The following is a 16,762-nucleotide window of genomic DNA, read 5'->3' on the forward strand; positions in this document are numbered from 1 at the left end:
GGACGGATCTTTCCGGCCCGGCGAAGCGGGCACTTCCAGGCGGGCGAACGGGTCGGGCCTCACCGCGGCGCGAGCGGCCAGAAGAACGCGATCAGCGGCACGCCGATGATCACCACCATGATCGAGAGCGGCAGGCCGAGCTTCCAGTAGTCGCCGAAGCGGTAGCCGCCGGCGCCCATCACCAGCGTGTTGCACTGGTGCCCGATCGGGGTGAGGAAATCGCAGCCCGCGCCGATCGCGACGGCCATCAGGAAGGCGTCCGGCCGGTAGCCGAGCTGATGGGCGAGCTGTGCGCCGATCGGCGCCATGACGAGCACCGTGGCCGCGTTGTTGAGGAACGGCGTCACGGCCATCGCCGTGACGAGAATGAGGGCGAGCGCTCCGTGCGGCGGCAGCGCGCCCGCCGCGATCGAGAGCCAGCCGGCGATGAGATCCGTCGCGCCGGTGGTACGCATCGCATCGCTCACCGGGATGAGCGCGCCGATCAGCACGAGGATCGGCCAGTCTATGACCTCGTAGGCTTCCTTGAGCGAAAGCGCGCGCACCAGGAGGATGATCACGGAGGCACCGAAGAAGGCGCTCGCGACCGGCACCAGCCCGAAAGCCACGAGCAGCATGGCGACCGCCAGGATGCTGATCGGCACGTAGCCCTTCCGCGTCTTGCCGAGCCTGATCTCGCGTTCCGCGAGCGGCAGGCAGCGGAGCTCGGCGAGAACGTCGGGCAGCGTCCCGAGGTCGCCCTGCAGCACGATCACGTCGCCGGGGCGGAAGCGCACCGTCCGCAGCCGGCTCGTGATCCGCTCGCCGCTGCGGCTGACGGCGAGAAGGCGGACCTGGTACCGCGCGGTGAGGGCGGTCCCCGCCGGCGAGCGGTCGACCAGCTCCGAATCGCCGGTGACGACCGCTTCGACCACCCCGATATTGTCGGCGTCGCTGTCGAGGAGGTCGGGCTCCTCGTCGGCCGCGGCGAGCCTGAGCTTGGCCTGCGCCACGGCGCGCTCCAGCGCGTCCGGCTCGCCCTGCAGCAGCAGCAGGTCGCCGGCATGGAGCGTCCAGTTGGCGCTCGGCGCATAGCGCCGGAAGCGCTCGCGGATGATCGTCGAGACTTCCACTTCCTTGTCCGCCAGCGTCTCGAGATCGCCGACCGTCTGCCCGACGATGGGAGAATCCTCGGGAACGCGCACCTCGGTGATGTAGCCTTCGAGGTTGATCGCCGAATCGAGCGAGGCTGCGCCCTTCCGGTTGGCCGGCAGCAGGCGGTAGCCGAAGGCGAGGAAGACGAGGCCCGCGACCGAGAGCCCGATGCCGACCGGCGCGAAGTCGAACATGTGGAACGGCTCGCCGAGAATGTCGCCGCGCATCCGCGCGACGATGATGTTGGGCGACGTCCCGACGAGCGTGACGAGCCCGCCGAGAAGCGAGCCGAACGCCATCGGCATCAGCAGGTAGGAGGGCGAGGTGTCCCGCCGCCGGGCGAGCTGGAACGCCACCGGCATCAGCATCGCCAGGGCGCCGATGTTCTTCACGAAGCCGGAAAGGGCCGTCACGGTCCCGGCGAGCACGACCACCATCATGCGCGTCGACGTGAGATAGGGGCTGACCTTTCGAAGGAGATCCTCGATGACGCCCGAGCGCGCGACGGCGGCGCTCACGAGCAAGGCGGAGGCGACGATGATCACGATGTCGTCGCCGAAGCCGGTGAAGGCCTTCTCGGCCGGAACGATGCCGGTGAGAAGACCGGCGAGGAGCGCAAGCAGAGCGACGAGATCGTAGCGGATCCGTCCCCATGCGAAGAGCGCCATCATGCCGAGCACGATGGCGAAGGCGAAGATCTGAGGGAGCGTCATGCTGCGACCGGGGCCGCTAGTCCTCGTCCGCCGGTCGGTCCGGGGCTTCGGCAGCCGGTTCCGCCCGCCGTGCGCCGGCATAGGCGCGGAGCATCTCCGCGCTGCGCGGGGAATCCGGGGCGAGCCGCACCAGATCGCGCAATGTCACGATCCCGACCGGCTTGTCGTCGGGCCCGAGGACCGGGATCCGCCGCACCTGGCGTTCCAGCATCTGGTCGAACACCAATTCGAGCGGGTCCTCCGGCCGGCAGGTGAAGAGCGTCGAGGACATCACCTCCCGCACCGAGACCTCGGCCGGGCTGCGGCCCTCGACCACCAGGCGCAGAATGATGTCGCGATCCGTCAGGATTCCTTCGAGGCGCTCTCCGCTGCCGACCAGCACTGCGCCGACATCGTCCTCCGCCATCTGCAGCGCGGCGGCCTGTACGGTCGCGGTCGGGGAGACCGGGTCGAGCCCTCGGCTCATCACGTCTTCCACCCTCATCGAAGCTCCATCGCCCGGAATTCCGGTCAACGCGGGCGGTGGGAGCGGCGTTCCAGCGGGCCGTGCGGAGAGCGGCCCGGAAGCGACCGCACCTATTCGAAGCGCTTCCAGCCTTGCGGCGTCAGCCGCTCCTGCGGGCGGAAGCGGGCCTTGTAGCCCATCTTGTCGGAGCCCTCGACCCAGTAGCCCAGATAGACATAGGGCTTCCCCATCTTCCGCGCGCGCTCGACATGATCGAGGATCATCATGGTGCCGAGCGAGCGATCGTCGAAATCGGGATTGAAGAAGGAATAGACCATCGACAGGCCGTCCCCGAGCACGTCTGTCAGGGCGCAGGCGACGAGCTCGCCGTCGGTACGGTCGCTGAAGCTGCTGTCCGGGCCGCGAAACCGGTATTCGATGAGGGCCGTCTCGACATGGCTGTCCTCGACCATCAGCGCATAGTCGAGGACGGTCATGTTGACCATTCCGCCATCAGGGTGCCTGCGGTCGAGATAGCGCCGGAACAGGCTGTACTGGTCGCTCGTCGCCTCCGGCTCCTTCATGCGGCCGACGAGGTCCCGGTTGCGCTTCGTCACCCGGCGAAAGGATGCCGAGTTCCTGAACCCGTCGACGCAGACCCGGACCGACACGCACGCGCCGCACAGCTCGCAGGCCGGCCGGTAGGCGATCGCCTGGCTGCGCCGGAAGCCGCCCTGGGTCAGGATCTCGTTCAGGTGCGACGCCTGCGGCCCCACGAGGTGGGTGAAGACCTTCCGCTCCTTGCGGCCTGCCAGATACGGACACGGGCTCGGTGCCGTCAGGAAGAACTGGTGGGTATCGGCGAGCGGCTTGGTCATCGACGTCGATTCTAGAGGCCATAATACCAGGGCGCCAGTAGCGAGAACACGGCCCACACCAGGACGACCAGGGGGCCGCCCGCCATCACGTAGTCACTGAATCGGTAGCCGCCAGGGCCCATCACCAGCAGGTTCGTTTGGTAGCCGATCGGCGTGGCGAAGGAGGCGTTGGCCGCGAAGATGACGGCGACGACGAACGGCTCGGCCGGTGCGTGAAGCGCGGCCGCCGCCGAGATCGCGATCGGCGTGAAGAGCACCGCCGTCGCATTGTTGGAGAGGACGTTCGTCATGAGCGCGATCAGCGCGAAGAGGGCCGAGAGCGTCAGAGCCGCGCTCTCCTCGCGCATGAGGCCGACCAGGTTCCTCGCCAGGAATTCGGCGCCGCCGGTCCTCTCCATGGCGGCGGCGAGCGCGATCGAGGCTCCCACCAGCATGAAGATGCGTCCGTCGAAGGCGCGGCGCGCCTGGCGGACGTTGAGGCAGCCGGTCGCGATCATGGCGAGCGCGGCGACGAGCGCCGCCACCGCGATCGGCACGAGGCCGGTGGCCGCCGCGGCGACCATGAGCGCGAAGATCGTGAGCGCCGTCTTCGCTTCGGCGCGGGCGGGCAGGGGACTGATCGACCGCTCGAGAACGATGAGGTCCCGGCTGCCCCTGATCCGGTCGAAGGCCGATTCCCGGCCGGCGACGAGCAGCACGTCGCCGGCCTCGAGCCGGATGTCGGAGAAGGCCATCCGGCCCATGCGCCCGCGCCGTTCGATCGCCGCCACGTGAAGCCCGGAAATCCCGTCGAACGCCGCAGTCTCCGGCGCCCGGTTGATCCACCGCGAGCCCGGCGGGACGAGGCACTCGGCGACCGAGAGCCCGCGGCCGGCTTCCGCGGCCTTCTCCTCGCGCAGGCCCGGCTGCACGATCCCGAGCTCCGCAAGCTCGCGCCTGATGCCGGCAAAGACGACCCGGTCGCCGGCCTCGAGGGCGATGTCCTCGAACGGGGGCAGGTGGAGCCCGTCGCCGCGTTCAATGAGCCGCACGACGACGTGCTGGAGGCCCGGAAAGAGGCCCGCGACCGCGCGCTTGCCGATCAGCGGGTGACCTTCCGGGATCGTGATCTCCGCCAGGAACTGCTTGCCGCTGATGCGGGCGTCGTCGTTCGTCTCCCGGTCGGAGAGCACGCGCGGCATGACGAAGGCGATATAGCCGGAGGCCGCGGCGGCGATGACGAGGCCCGGCACGGTGATCGAGAAGAGGCTGAGCTCGAGGCCGGCCGAACGGTTCGCGACCTCCGCCACCAGCAGGTTGGTGGACGAGCCGATGAGCGTCGTGGAGCCGCCGACGATCGTGGCGACGTTCATCGGCATCAGCAGCTTGGGGGCCGCGATCCGGCGCTCGCGCGCAAGCGTGAGGACGACCGGAACCAGCATGACGACGACGGGCGTGTTGTTGAGGAAGGCGGAGAGCGCGCCGGCGGCAACGAGCAGGAGCAGGACGGTCGAGGGGCCCGTCAATCGTGGCGAGCGGGCGAGGCTGCGCGTCGCCCTGTCGAGCGCACCGGTCTGGAACACCGCCTGCCCGACGACGACGAGGGCGAGGACCGCGGCGAGCGCCGGGTTCGCGAAGCCGGCCAGAATGTCCGTCAGCGACAGGGGGGACCCGAGCCCGCAGGCCTCCGGCCCGACGACGAAGATGAGCAGGAGCGCGACCACGATGGCGAGCCCCGAGACCTCGATCGGGAGGCGGTCGAACGAGAACGCCGCGATCGCCAAGGCGGCGACCGCGAATGTCAGCCACATCTGGATCTCGATCGCCGCCAAGCCCGCCTCCGCGGCGGAGAGTAGCGGCGGCTCTCCTCCGCTACAACGCGCCGGTCAGCGACGGCCGAAGCGATCGGAACGGATCACGATCGTTCCGGCGAGGAAGTCGTGGAGCAGGCGCTTGCGCGGCGTGGCGAGCGAAACCAAAAGGACGAGCGGCGTCGCTAGCGTCACGCTGAGCCAGAACAGGATCGAATGGAACAGCGCGAGCAGCGGGTCGATCCGCTCGCCCAGCCAGGTGCGCATCTCGAGCCCTGCGAAGCGCATGCCCGGTGTCGCCGAAGCCGGGCCGCCGAGCGTGAACATCGTGTAGACGATGGCGACGAACGGCCAGATCAGCGGGAAGAGCAGCCAGCCGAGGCCGAGCGTCAGGATCCCGAGGACCGCCACCATGATCGTCGCAAGCACCATCAGCACGAGCACGAAGGCCGCGTCGATCATGAACGCCAGGAGCCGCCGGGTCCTCACGCCGTCATAGAGGGCGGGGTCGAGAACCGGGTCGAAGGCCACCCGGGCCGGACCCGGGGCCGTCGCTACGGAATGAGTCGCGGTGTTCATCGCCAAGAGATGGTTGACCGTTGCGATTCGGTCAATGACGCATGTCTGCGGCGATCTCGTGGCGCCCGCGTCAGGCGGCGGCGAGGCGCTCGGCGACCGCCGGTGCGAAATAGGTCAGGATGCCGTCGGCGCCGGCACGCTTGAATGCCGAAAGGCTCTCCATCATCGCGCGGTCCCCGTCCAGCCAGCCGTTTCGCACGGCGGCCATGATCATCGCGTATTCGCCTGACACCTGATAGGCATAGGTCGGGACCTTGAACTCCTGCTTGAGCCGCCAGAGCACGTCGAGATAGGGCATGCCCGGCTTAACCATGATCATGTCGGCGCCTTCCGCGAGGTCCATCTCCGCCTCGTGCAGCGCCTCGTCGGTGTTCGCCGGATCCATCTGGTAGGTGCGCTTATCGCCGACCAGCGTGGCGCTGGTCCCGATCGCGTCGCGGAACGGACCGTAGAACGCGGAGGCGTATTTCGCGGAATAGGCCATGATCTGGACGCGGCGGAACCCGGCCGCGTCGAGCCCTTCGCGGATCGCGCCGACGCGGCCGTCCATCATGTCGGAGGGCGCGATCACGTCGGCGCCGGCATCGGCCTGGACGAGCGCCTGGCGGACAAGCTGGGCGACCGTGGCGTCGTTCACGATCTCGCTGCCGTCGAGCAGCCCGTCATGGCCGTGACTCGTATAGGGATCGAGCGCCACGTCGGTGACGAGCCCGACTTCCGGCACGGCCGACTTGATCGCCCGGCAGGCCCGGCAGACGAGATTGTCGCCGTTGAGCGCCTCCGAGCCCATGGGGTCGCGCTTCGCCGGATCGGTGAACGGAAAGAGGGCGATCGCCGGTATCCCGAGCTTCGCGGCGCGTTCCGCCTGCGCGACCGCGAGATCGACCGAATGGCGTTCCACGCCCGGCATGGACGCGACCGGCTCGGTGCGGCGGTCGCCGTCGATGATGAAGATCGGCCAGATCAGATCGTCGACCCCGAGCGTCGTCTCGCGGACGAGGCGGCGGGCCCAGTCCGCCTTCCTGTTTCGCCGCATCCGGCGGCGGCCCGTGATTCGATCGATGTCGATATCAGCCGCGTTGAAGAGCGCCGTCATGGTTCCGTCCGGGAAAGGTGTCGGGGATGCCCCGATCTTAGCAGTCCGGCGGGGGCCGTCAAAGGCTCGGGCCCGCGGCGGCTTGCCCGGCCTTCACGGGCCCGCCCGCGGCGCCTGCGGAAAGCAGGCCGGCGAGGAGGCGCTCGTAGCGTGCGCGCGCCTGCTCGAGGCGGGCCGCCTCCTCGGGGCAGCCGGCGGCGAGAACGTCGCGCGCCATGGTCGCGGCCCCGAGCTGGAAAGCGAGGTAGCAGGGCTTCAGGAAGTCGAGCAGCGGCGGGTCGATCTCGTGGCCGGAGCGCCGGGCCACGATCGCCAGGAGGTCCGCCTCCTCGCGCGCTGAAAAAGCGAGCTCGAAAACCGCGCCCGCGACGTCCCAAGCCGGGTCCTGGCACCCGACGAGGTCGTGCGCCGCATGGTGGTCGCTTCCGTCGGCCTTGAGGATTCCGCCGTCCGGCCCGACGAGCCATTCCTGCGCGTGCATCCGGTTGTCGGTCTCGATGCGGCGGAGCCGGACGCGCCGCGGGATCGCGCCGGCAAGCGATGCCGCCGCGCCGGCGCCGAGCGCTTCGCCGACATTGTGCCGGGCCATCTCGAGCAGCGCCTGAAGGGTTGCGCCGCGCCAGTCCTCCGCCGGGAAGGCCCGGATCCGGAACCCGATATAGCCGCCGACGGCCTCCACAAGGCGCCGGCGATCGACGGCAAGCTGCGCGAGGGGTCGCCAGCCCTCCATCCAGTGCTCGGCGAGAAAGCCGTGCCGGAACCCCGCGAAGCCCGGGCCGAGGCCGGCCTCCGCAAGCGCACGCGCCCGGCCGGCCTTCCGCTCGCCCTCGCGCCCGAGCCCCACGAATTTCAGCAGGAACCGGCCGCGTTCCGTCCGCAGGAGGAACTTGCGCCGCTCCTGCGTGACGTTCGCCGCCGGCCAGTCGGACGCGCGGCCGAAATGCAGCCGGCGCCACGCACCGCCCGAAATGTCCTCGATCGGTCCGGCCGGGTCGCCCAGGACGTCGCGGAACCATGCCGGAAGCGAGCGCTCCGGACCGCTTCTCAGAAGCAGGTCCTCCGGCGCCAGGAAGTGCCGGGCCGACCGGCGCCAGCGGTCCCGCTGGCGGGGCTCGGCCTCCGGGCCCGGCTCGCCGGGATGGCTTGGAAAGAAGCGGAGCCGCTCGGCGGGCACGCCGGCGGTCTCCAGCATGTCGGCGACGGCTCCGAACGAGCTCCCCGACAGCCCCGGCCCTTCGTCCACGATCGCGAAGGACGCGGCGCCGTCGGCCGTGAGCATCCTGGAAAAGGCCGGGTCGAGGGCGAGCGCGCGCCGGTAGGGATGGCCGATCGGCCGCACCGTGGCCGGCCGGCCCGCGCCTGCGGCCGCCGAGACCGCCGCCGCGAGCCCGGTGCCGATGCTGCGGATCCCGATCACCCGGAGCGGCACCCGCCGCAGCGGCCGCGCGGCGAGCCAGTAGGCCTCGGGATAGAGGGCGTAGAACGCGTAGCCTTCGGCGAGCCGTCCGGCGATCGCCTCGGGAAGGGGAAGCGCGGCGAGCGTGCGGAGCGCATCGAACGGCAGCGGGACCGGGCTGCGGAACGTGGTCTCCCAGGACCGGCCGAGCGCCCGCGCGAGCGCCAGCAGGAGCTCCATCGCGGCGTGCTGGGCCGGCGAGTCGCCGTCGCAGCCGCGCATCGCGAATTCCGCATCGCCGATCCCCTGGGCGAGCGCGCTCGCATCCAGGAAGGCCGACGCGATCGCCGCGTGCCGGCGGATACCCGGAGGCGTCGCTGGAATTGCCCGGATCGCGCCATCAAGCCCGGCGATCGCGCTTCGCGTTTCGGCCGTCCGGACGTGGTCGCCATAGACGAGCATGCTCAGGCCGCGAGGTGCCGGTACGCGACCGCGCGGAACGCGTCGAAGTCGGGAGCCGCCATTCCGTGGCGCCGCGTCCACGCCGCCCATGCCTCGTACTGCTCGGGGCTCGGCGAGAGGACGGGGCGCCGTTCCTTGGCGAGCCTGAGCGCGCCGAGCGGCGACATGCCACGCTCGACCAGAACGCAGAGCGCGAGGAGGGCGGACCGGCCGATCCCGTGTTCGCAATGGAGGAGAACCCGTCCGCCGGCCCCGAGCCGCTCCGACGCGAATGCGACGCCGAGGTCGAGCATCGGCTGCGACACGGCGCGCAGGTCGCAGGTCGGCAGGTGAAGGAACGCGATGCCGTGCGCGCCGAGCAGGGCGGCGTCGTCGCAGGCCTCCGAACGCAGGTCGACGACCGCGTCAATGCCGAGGGACCGGCCGAGATGGGGCACGAGACCGGGAGCGAAGCTTCCGCCGATCGCAAGGGATTGCGTGATCCAGCTCAGATTGCAGGCGGCCGGCGCAGCGCTTCCGGTCGGGGCGTGGCGTTCCGGGGGCTCGCGCGCTGCGGAAGGATCGGTCGTCGGGATCATCGATGTACCGGCTGCTCTGGCCGGGAGAATGCCTGCCGGCCGGAATCGTTGCGCCGCCGCGCGCCGGCAAAGACACGTTGCGATGCCGCGGAGACAGCGGCTAGTCTCCCGCGGCGACCGACCTGGCGAGGCTCGTCCGCGGCGCGAGGAGAACGGGTATGCGTAAATGTCGGCAGACGGACGGATCGGCCGCGACCGGATGACGACGCCCGGTATCCGATTCGACCGCGTCGGCCGGCTGGGACTCGTCACCTTGGATCGTCCGGAGGCCCTCAACGCGCTCACCCGGACGATGTTCGACGCCTTCTCGCAGACGCTCGGGGCGTGGGAGCGGGACGAGCGAGTGCTGCACGTGGCGGTCCGCTCTTCCTCGCCGAAGGCGTTCTGCTCGGGCGGGGACATCCGCATGCTCTACAACGAGGGACTTGCGGCGAAGCGCGGGGAGGGGCCCTTGCCGCTTTCCCTTTTCGAAGCCGAGTACCGCCTCAACCACCGGATCCGCACCTATCCGAAGCCCTATCTCGCCCTCGTCGACGGCATCGCGATGGGAGGCGGAGCGGGGATATCGATCAACGGCCGCTACCGCGTCGCCGGGCCGAACATCCGGTTCGCCATGCCGGAGGTCGCGATCGGCCTCGTGCCCGATATCGGGTCGAGCCATTTCCTGCCGCGCCTTCCCGGCGAGATCGGAACCTATCTCGCGCTGACCGGCACCCGGATCGGGCGGGCGGACTGCCTCTATTGCGGATTGTCGACCCATGCAGCCGATCCGGCGCGCTTCGACGCCATCCTGGATGCGCTTGCCGGCGGCGAGGCCGCGGAGGCGGTCCTGGCGCGCCACGCGGACACGTCAGAGGGAGAGGCCGAGCCGGCGCCGCTCGCGGCGGAGCGCGACCGCATCGACACCGCGTTCGCCCATGATGACCTCGCCTCGATCCTGTCCCATCTCGAATTTGCCGGATTCGAGGGCTGGAGCCTGGCCGGGGAGGCGGTGCAGGCGATGTCGCGCGCCTCGCCCACGAGCCTTCTGATCACGCTGCGGCAGATGCGCGAGGGGCGCATGCTTTCGCACGCGGACTGCCTTCGCATGGAATACCGGATCGTCGCCCGCCTCCTCGGCGAGCACGATTTCTATGAAGGGGTGCGCGCCCAGATCGTCGACAAGGACCGCAATCCGGCCTGGCGGCCGGCATCGCTGGCGCAGGTGGATCCCGGCACGATCGACCGCTATTTCGCGCCGCTCGACCGGGAGCTCACATTATCGTGAGGGCCGAAGCGCAATCCCCGTTGGCGAAAGACGAGCGGCGGTTCGGCCTGACGCGGGTCTATGTGCGCGTCGTGGCGCTCCTGCTCATCGCCGCGGGCCTCGCGCGCGCCGCCATCGTCCTGGGCATCACGCTCGACGGAACGAGCTTCGTCACCCTCGACAGGGCGGCGCGCGCAGGCAGCGTGACGCTTCTGCTCCTCGACCTCTTCGCCGGAGTGGGGCTCTGGATCGGAGCGGGATGGGGCGCCGTCATGTGGACCGTCGCGCTGGTGGTCGAGATCGCGATGCACACGATCTTCAAGGAATTGTTCGGAACCGAACCGTTGCGGGTGGCGATGCATGCCGCCCTCTACGCAATCTTCCTCGTCCTCCTGCTGCTCGACTGGCGGCGCGCCGCGGCCGAGTGAGCGGCCCGGCCCGCGCCCGGCGCCCTCCGGGCGATGCCGAAGGAAGCCGGCTTCGTGCGAACGCGCAACTCGCTTATCAATTGCTATCCCTGCGCGCTCATGAGTTGCTATGATCCTCGGGACAGAGAGCGTCCGGCGGGGCGTTGCAGCCTCTTGTCGTGCCGGTTGCGTCGGTGCTTTGTAGGAATTGATTAAGGGTCTCGCTTAAATTGTCCTTTAGGCGAGACTGGTATGCGACTTCGATAAGCGTCCGGCGAGAATCCGAACGAGTACGAGGTAGAGTGATGCTGATGGCCGAACAGGCAGCGGTTAGATACGAGCTGATGGAAGCCGCGGAAGACACCAAATCCCTTTACCTGGACGCCTTGACCCTGGTCGAGCGCCTGCACCGTCGCCTGCTCGACGTCATCAAGGACGAATTCGACCGGATGGGCCGGTCGGACGTGAACAGTGTCCAGGCGCTGCTGCTCTTCAATATCGGTGATGCCGAGCTGACCGCAGGGGAACTGCGCACGCGCGGCTACTACCTGGGTTCCAATGTGTCCTACAACCTGAAGAAGCTGGTCGATGGCGGCTTCATCCACCATCAGCGCTCGCGCGTCGATCGCCGGTCGGTGCGGGTCTCGCTGACGGAGAAGGGGCTCGAGATCGCACGCGTGGTGGGCGATCTCTATGACCGCCACATCCAGTCGATCGAGAAGGTTGGCGGCATTTCCAACGACGACTTCAGGCAGATGAACAAGTGCCTGCACCGCCTCGAGCGGTTCTGGACGGACCAGATTCTCTACCGGCTCTGAGCCGGCGCGCATGCGGAGGCGGGGCGGGCGCGAGCCCGCCCTTTCCTTTTCGGCCGGGCCCGCCGCGTCCGTCCGTCCGGATGTCCCGTCCCGGGACACGGATTGGCCACAAAGCGGTGCCAGCACGGCAGGGCCGGCCATGCCGGCGGTGCGGTTGCTGGCGGAGAGCGGCGAAGGTTTCCCGGCTCGCTCGTCGTGCTGTCCGCATTTCGTTTACAATGAGGAAATTCCGGTCGTGCAGGGTCGGGACGCTATGGCCGTCCCGATTCGGGGCGACGATCTGATGCGGGGCTCTCTTCCACCGATGACCACGATCACGCGCAGGACCTTTGCACTCGGGACCGCCGGGCTCCTGGCGAGCGCCTCGCTCGCGCACGCCCAGGGAGCCGGCTTTGGGTCCACCCAGATCAGGGCTTCGGAGTGGGCCGAGGGCTTCGACAGCCAGTCCCGCATGTCTCAGCCCGTCTCGACCACCACGCCGATCCTGTCGCCGCAGACGATCCCCGCCATGGAGCAGGTGATCTACGCCTATCAGGATCTCGTGGCGCGCGGCGGCTGGAGCCGCGTGCCTGCCGACAAGGCCCTGAAGCTCGGCATGCGTGACCCGAACGTCCGGGCGCTGCGGATTCGTCTCATCGCCAGCGGCGACCTGAGGCAGACCACCGGCGATCCGGAGGCCTTCGATTCCTACGTTCAGGCCGCTGTCCGCCGCTTTCAGGAGCGGCACGGAATTCCGGCCGACGGCGTCGCCGGCAGCGGCACCATCAATGCGCTGAACGTGCCGGCCGAGGCGCGGCTCTCCCAGCTCCAGGCCAATGTCGAGCGCATCCGCGCGATGGGCGTGCCGACCGAGCGCTACGTGATGGTGAACATTCCGGGCGCGCAGATCGAGGTCGTGGAGAACGGCCGGGTCGTGTCCCGCCACACCGCCGTGGTCGGCAAGGTGGACCGGCAGACGCCGCTTCTCTCGAGCCGCATCACGGAGATCAACTTCAATCCGTTCTGGACCGTGCCGGCCTCCATCATCCGGAAGGATCTCATTCCGAAGATGCAGAAGGAGCCGGACTACCTGACCAACAACAAGATCAGGATCTACACCCAGACCGGGCAGGAGCTGCAGCCGGAGCAGGTGAACTGGCACTCCGACGAGGCCACCCACTACATGTTCAGGCAGGATCCGGGCGACCAGAATTCGCTCGGCTCGATGAAGATCAATTTCAGCAACCCGTTCCAGGTCTACCTGCACGACACGCCGTCGAAGAACCTGTTCGGCTCCGATTATCGCTTCGAATCGTCCGGCTGCGTGCGCGTCCACAACGTGCGGGAGCTCGTCGCCTGGATCCTGCGGGACAACGGCTACAACCTCGCCACGGTCGACCAGGCGGTGCGGTCGGGAGAGCGGGTCGACGTGAAGGTGCAGAACCCGCCGCTGCTCTTCACCGTCTATTTCACGGCCTGGACCACCGGCGACGGGATCGTGCATTTCCGCGAGGACATCTACAATCTGGATGCGCCGAACGCGGTGGCGCTCAACCAGAACAGCGACCTGATCGGCTCGCCGCTCGAGGCGCTCGCCCAGTAGGGCGGGGCGCCTCCGCTTGGCGGGGGCGGTCCGCTATGTTATCGGCCCGCTCGTCCGCCGACGCGCCCGACGAGCGCAGACGGCCGGCTGTCCGACCGAGACCAGGTGATTGCCCATGTCGATGATCGAGAGCGCCCGGAGCCAGGAGGGCGAGCAGGCCTTCTTTTCCGCCGGGCTTGCCGAGGCGGATCCGGAAATCGCGGAGGCGGTCGCCGGCGAGCTCGGTCGGCAGCAGCACGAGATCGAGCTGATCGCGTCCGAGAACATCGTCTCCCGGGCCGTGCTCGAGGCGCAGGGCTCGGTCCTCACCAACAAATATGCCGAGGGCTATCCGGGCCGGCGCTATTATGGCGGCTGCGAGTTCGTCGACATCGCCGAGCGGCTGGCGATCGACCGCGTGACCCGGCTGTTCGGCTGCGGCTTCGCCAACGTGCAGCCGAATTCCGGCAGCCAGGCGAACCAGGCGGTGCTTCTCGCGCTCGCGGAGCCGGGCGACACCATCCTGGGCATGAGCCTCGATGCCGGCGGCCATCTGACGCACGGCGCTGCGCCGAACCTCTCCGGCAAGTGGTTCAGGGCCGTCCAATACGGGGTCCGCAAGCAGGACGGCCGGGTCGATATCGACCAGGTGGCGGAACTCGCCGCCGAGCACCGGCCGAAGATCATCATCGCGGGCGGCTCCGCCTACAGCCGGGTGTGGGATTTCGAGCGCTTCCGCGCGATCGCGGACGAGGTCGGCGCCTATTTCATGGTCGACATGGCCCATTTCGCCGGGCTCGTGGCGGGCGGCCAGCATCCGAGCCCGTTCCCGCACGCCCATGTCGTCACCTCGACCACGCACAAGACCCTGCGCGGCCCGCGCGGCGGCCTCGTGCTGACCGACGACGAGGCGATTGCACGGAAGATCAACTCGGCGGTGTTTCCCGGCCTGCAGGGCGGGCCGCTCATGCACGTCATCGCCGCCAAGGCGGTCGCGTTCGGCGAGGCGCTCCGCCCCGAGTTCAAGCTCTACGCGAAGAACATCGTCGAAAATGCGAAGGCGCTTGCCGAAACGCTTGAACGTGGCGGCTGCGACATCGTCTCCGGCGGGACCGACAACCATCTCATGCTGGTCGATCTCCGTCCGAAGCACCTGACCGGCAAGGCGGCCGAGGCGGCGCTCGGACGCGCCAACATCACCTGCAACAAGAACGGCGTCCCGTTCGACCCGGAGAAGCCGACGGTGACTTCCGGCGTGCGGCTCGGCACGCCGGCCGGGACGACGCGCGGGTTCGGCGTCGCCGAGTTCCAGGAGATCGGCCGCCTCATCATCGAGGTGCTCGACGGGCTCGCATCGTCGGGCGAGGCGGGCAATTCCGGCATCGAGGCGTCGGTGAAGGAGCGGGTGCTGGCGCTGACGGGCCGGTTTCCGATCTACGAGACCTGACGGAGCGCGCATGCGCTGTCCCTATTGCGGCGCCGACAACACGCAGGTGAAGGATTCGCGGCCGAGCGAGGATTCCTCGGCGATCCGCCGCCGCCGCGTCTGCGTCGATTGCGGCGGCCGGTTCACCACCTTCGAGCGCGTGCAGCTTCGGGAGCTCTGGGTCCTGAAGCGCAACGGGCGGCGCGTGCCGTTCGATCGCGACAAGCTGATGCGCTCGGTGCAGGTCGCGCTGCGGAAGCGGCCGGTCGATCCGGAACGCGTCGAGCGGATGGTCTCCGGCATCGTCCGCCAGCTCGAGAGCCGGGGCGAGCAGGACATACCGTCCGAGGAGATCGGTCTCCTCGTGATGGAGGCGCTGAAGGGCCTCGACGACGTCGCCTATGTTCGCTTCGCGTCGGTCTACCGCGACTTCCGCGAAGCGAAGGACTTCCGGACCTTCCTCGGCGAACTGGCGAGCGAGGAGCCGCCGCGGATAGCGGCCGCCGACGAGGATGTCTGACATCGTCACGGAGACCGACCGCCGGTTCCTGGCGGCGGCGATCCGGCTCGGCGCCGGTGCCAACGGGGAGACCTGGCCGAATCCCGCGGTCGGCGCGATCGTGGTGAAGGACGGGCGCGTGGTGGGCCGCGGGCGCACCGCCAGCGGCGGCCGTCCTCATGCCGAGACGATCGCGCTCCGGGAGGCGGGCGAACGCGCCGCCGGCGGCACGCTCTACGTCTCGCTCGAGCCCTGCGCGCATCACGGGCGGACGCCGCCTTGTGCCGACGCGGTGATCGCCGCCGGCATTGCCCGGGTCGTCGCCTGCGCGAGCGATCCGGACCCGCGGGTGTCCGGCCGCGGCTTCGCGCGGATGCGCGATGCCGGCATCTCGGTGTCGGCGGACGTGCTGCGCGCGGCGGCCGAACGGGCCCATGCCGGGCACATCTCGCGGACGACGCGCAACCGCCCCCATGTCGTGCTGAAGCTCGCGGTCTCCGCCGACGACGCGATCGGCCGGGCGGGGGAGACGCGGGTCGCGGTCACGGGCGAGATCGCGCGGCGGCACGTCCACGCCTTGCGTGCCCGCGTCGATGCCATCCTCGTCGGGAGCGGAACCGTCACGGCGGACGATCCGGAGCTCACCTGCCGGCTGCCCGGGCTCGAGCACCGTTCGCCGGTGCGGATCGTGCTCGATACCGATGGCCGGCTCGGCCGGGACTGGACCGTCTTCGCCGCGAAGTCCCGCGTCCCGAGCTGGCGGATCGTTGCCGGTCCGGACGGTTCGGCCACCGGCGAGGCGAGCGAGGAGGGGCTGCTCCGCACCCTTCACGTCCGCCGCGGGGAGGGCGGGGTCGACCTCTCCGACGCCCTCCGGCGGCTGGCGGAGGCGGGCATCGGGCGCCTCATGGTGGAGGGCGGCGCCGCGGTGGCGCGATCCTTCCTTCTCGGCGATCTCGTCGACGAGGTGCTTCTCTTCCGCAGCCCGGTCGCGCTCGGGGACGGAGCCGTTCCGGCGCTCGCCGGCCTGCCGCTGTCGGCCGTGGAATCGTCGCCCGCCTTCGTGCGGAAGGAGCGCCGCATGTTCGGACCCGACCGCCTGACCCGCTACGAGAGGAGACGCTGATGTTCACGGGCATCGTCACCGATGTCGGAACCGTGGCGGACCTCCGCCCGACCGAGGGCGGCTGCCGGCTCCGCGTCGCGACCTCCTACGATCCCGACACGATCGCGATCGGCGCCTCGATCGCCTGCGCCGGCATCTGCCTGACCGTCGTGGCGAAGGGGCGGGACGCGACCGGCTGGTTCGAGGCCGAGGCCTCGACCGAAACGCTCCAGCGGACGACGCTCGGAACCTGGGCCGCCGGCACGCGCATCAATCTCGAACGGGCGCTGCGGGCCGGCGACGAACTTGGCGGCCATATCGTGAGCGGCCATGTCGACGGCGTGGCGCGGGTGCTCGAGCGCGAGCCGATGGGCGACGCCGTGCGCTTCTCCCTCGAAGTGCCGGAGAGCCTCTCCCGCTTCGTCGCGGGCAAGGGCTCGGTCACGCTCGACGGCACCTCGCTCACGGTCAACGACGTGGTCCACAACACCTTCACGGTCATGATCATCCCGCACACGCTGGCGGCGACCACCTGGGGGGACCGTCATGCCGGCGACAGGGTCAACCTCGAGGTCGACGTCTTCGCGCGCTATCTCGACCGGCTCGTCGCGAAGGCGTAGTCCGTCCTC

Annotated in this window: 16 protein-coding genes; 8 read left to right on the forward strand and 8 right to left on the reverse strand. The window is 69.5% G+C overall.

Annotated features, from left to right (window positions below):
* Nucleotides 1–59 precede the first annotated feature (59 nt).
* From E4O86_RS02980 to E4O86_RS03015, 8 genes are all read right to left on the reverse strand, one after another.
* Nucleotides 60–1,847 (reverse strand): SLC13 family permease, encoded by a 1,788-nt coding sequence (locus E4O86_RS02980; RefSeq protein WP_161139034.1) that lies wholly within the window; start codon nt 1,845–1,847, stop codon nt 60–62.
* Between the two features lie 16 nt (nt 1,848–1,863).
* Nucleotides 1,864–2,331 carry a CBS domain-containing protein gene (locus E4O86_RS02985; RefSeq protein WP_205520656.1) on the reverse strand — a complete coding sequence of 156 codons (468 nt, stop codon included), beginning with the start codon at nt 2,329–2,331 and terminating at the stop codon, nt 1,864–1,866.
* Nucleotides 2,332–2,423: 92 nt separating this feature from the next.
* A complete protein-coding gene (locus E4O86_RS02990) occupies nt 2,424–3,170 on the reverse strand; it encodes an arginyltransferase (protein WP_161139035.1) in 747 nt (248 codons plus the stop codon).
* 11 nt (nt 3,171–3,181) lie between these two features.
* Complete coding sequence (locus E4O86_RS02995) at nt 3,182–4,981, reverse strand: SLC13 family permease (RefSeq protein WP_161139036.1); 1,800 nt, start codon at nt 4,979–4,981, stop codon at nt 3,182–3,184.
* A 54-nt stretch (nt 4,982–5,035) separates the two neighbouring features.
* Entirely contained in the window at nt 5,036–5,491 is a 456-nt protein-coding gene (locus tag E4O86_RS03000) for an RDD family protein (protein ID WP_343039077.1), read from the reverse strand.
* A 118-nt stretch (nt 5,492–5,609) separates the two neighbouring features.
* Nucleotides 5,610–6,635, reverse strand: coding sequence for a porphobilinogen synthase (hemB, locus tag E4O86_RS03005; protein WP_161139038.1), 1,026 nt, complete (start codon nt 6,633–6,635; stop codon nt 5,610–5,612).
* 58 nt (nt 6,636–6,693) lie between these two features.
* Nucleotides 6,694–8,493, reverse strand: coding sequence for a hypothetical protein (locus E4O86_RS03010; protein WP_205520657.1), 1,800 nt, complete (start codon nt 8,491–8,493; stop codon nt 6,694–6,696).
* A 2-nt stretch (nt 8,494–8,495) separates the two neighbouring features.
* Nucleotides 8,496–9,071 carry a protein-tyrosine phosphatase family protein gene (locus E4O86_RS03015; RefSeq protein WP_161139039.1) on the reverse strand — a complete coding sequence of 192 codons (576 nt, stop codon included), beginning with the start codon at nt 9,069–9,071 and terminating at the stop codon, nt 8,496–8,498.
* A 166-nt stretch (nt 9,072–9,237) separates the two neighbouring features.
* Here E4O86_RS03015 and E4O86_RS03020 point away from each other — a divergent pair, with 166 nt between their 5' ends.
* From E4O86_RS03020 to E4O86_RS03055, 8 genes are all read left to right on the forward strand, one after another.
* Nucleotides 9,238–10,338, forward strand: coding sequence for an enoyl-CoA hydratase/isomerase family protein (locus tag E4O86_RS03020; RefSeq protein ID WP_205520658.1), 1,101 nt, complete (start codon nt 9,238–9,240; stop codon nt 10,336–10,338).
* A 20-nt stretch (nt 10,339–10,358) separates the two neighbouring features.
* Entirely contained in the window at nt 10,359–10,745 is a 387-nt protein-coding gene (locus E4O86_RS03025; RefSeq protein WP_161139040.1) for a DUF6163 family protein, read from the forward strand.
* A gap of 290 nt (nt 10,746–11,035) precedes the next feature.
* The gene (ldtR, locus tag E4O86_RS03030; RefSeq protein ID WP_246206160.1) at nt 11,036–11,542 is read left to right on the forward strand and encodes a transcriptional regulator LdtR; all 507 of its coding nucleotides are present in this window, start codon (nt 11,036–11,038) and stop codon (nt 11,540–11,542) included.
* Between the two features lie 304 nt (nt 11,543–11,846).
* A complete protein-coding gene (locus E4O86_RS03035; protein WP_161139042.1) occupies nt 11,847–13,124 on the forward strand; it encodes a L,D-transpeptidase family protein in 1,278 nt (425 codons plus the stop codon).
* A gap of 121 nt (nt 13,125–13,245) precedes the next feature.
* Nucleotides 13,246–14,550, forward strand: coding sequence for a serine hydroxymethyltransferase (glyA, locus tag E4O86_RS03040; RefSeq protein ID WP_161139092.1), 1,305 nt, complete (start codon nt 13,246–13,248; stop codon nt 14,548–14,550).
* A gap of 10 nt (nt 14,551–14,560) precedes the next feature.
* Nucleotides 14,561–15,049 carry a transcriptional regulator NrdR gene (gene nrdR / locus E4O86_RS03045; protein WP_161139043.1) on the forward strand — a complete coding sequence of 163 codons (489 nt, stop codon included), beginning with the start codon at nt 14,561–14,563 and terminating at the stop codon, nt 15,047–15,049.
* Nucleotides 15,042–16,154 (forward strand): bifunctional diaminohydroxyphosphoribosylaminopyrimidine deaminase/5-amino-6-(5-phosphoribosylamino)uracil reductase RibD, encoded by a 1,113-nt coding sequence (ribD, locus tag E4O86_RS03050; RefSeq protein WP_161139044.1) that lies wholly within the window; start codon nt 15,042–15,044, stop codon nt 16,152–16,154. The genes nrdR and ribD overlap by 8 nt, the downstream gene beginning before the upstream one ends.
* A complete protein-coding gene (locus E4O86_RS03055; RefSeq protein ID WP_161139045.1) occupies nt 16,154–16,753 on the forward strand; it encodes a riboflavin synthase in 600 nt (199 codons plus the stop codon). The genes ribD and E4O86_RS03055 overlap by 1 nt, the downstream gene beginning before the upstream one ends.
* The last annotated feature ends 9 nt before the right edge of the window (nt 16,754–16,762 follow it).

The organism is Propylenella binzhouense, assembly GCF_009866965.1.
GTDB classification, from domain to species: Bacteria; Pseudomonadota; Alphaproteobacteria; order Rhizobiales; family Afifellaceae; genus Propylenella; species Propylenella binzhouense.

What these genes read in the sequence shown, in the direction of transcription:
- E4O86_RS02980 (WP_161139034.1), bottom strand. Translation starts at nt 1,847, where the DNA reads ATGACGCTCCCTCAGATCTTCGCCTTCGCCATCGTGCTCGGCATGATG.
- E4O86_RS02985 (WP_205520656.1), bottom strand. Translation starts at nt 2,331, where the DNA reads ATGAGGGTGGAAGACGTGATGAGCCGAGGGCTCGACCCGGTCTCCCCG.
- E4O86_RS02990 (WP_161139035.1), bottom strand. Translation starts at nt 3,170, where the DNA reads ATGACCAAGCCGCTCGCCGATACCCACCAGTTCTTCCTGACGGCACCG.
- hemB (WP_161139038.1), bottom strand. Translation starts at nt 6,635, where the DNA reads ATGACGGCGCTCTTCAACGCGGCTGATATCGACATCGATCGAATCACG.
- E4O86_RS03010 (WP_205520657.1), bottom strand. Translation starts at nt 8,493, where the DNA reads ATGCTCGTCTATGGCGACCACGTCCGGACGGCCGAAACGCGAAGCGCG.
- E4O86_RS03015 (WP_161139039.1), bottom strand. Translation starts at nt 9,071, where the DNA reads ATGATCCCGACGACCGATCCTTCCGCAGCGCGCGAGCCCCCGGAACGC.
- E4O86_RS03020 (WP_205520658.1), top strand. Translation starts at nt 9,238, where the DNA reads ATGTCGGCAGACGGACGGATCGGCCGCGACCGGATGACGACGCCCGGT.
- ldtR (WP_246206160.1), top strand. Translation starts at nt 11,036, where the DNA reads ATGGCCGAACAGGCAGCGGTTAGATACGAGCTGATGGAAGCCGCGGAA.
- E4O86_RS03035 (WP_161139042.1), top strand. Translation starts at nt 11,847, where the DNA reads ATGACCACGATCACGCGCAGGACCTTTGCACTCGGGACCGCCGGGCTC.
- glyA (WP_161139092.1), top strand. Translation starts at nt 13,246, where the DNA reads ATGATCGAGAGCGCCCGGAGCCAGGAGGGCGAGCAGGCCTTCTTTTCC.
- nrdR (WP_161139043.1), top strand. Translation starts at nt 14,561, where the DNA reads ATGCGCTGTCCCTATTGCGGCGCCGACAACACGCAGGTGAAGGATTCG.
- ribD (WP_161139044.1), top strand. Translation starts at nt 15,042, where the DNA reads ATGTCTGACATCGTCACGGAGACCGACCGCCGGTTCCTGGCGGCGGCG.
- E4O86_RS03055 (WP_161139045.1), top strand. Translation starts at nt 16,154, where the DNA reads ATGTTCACGGGCATCGTCACCGATGTCGGAACCGTGGCGGACCTCCGC.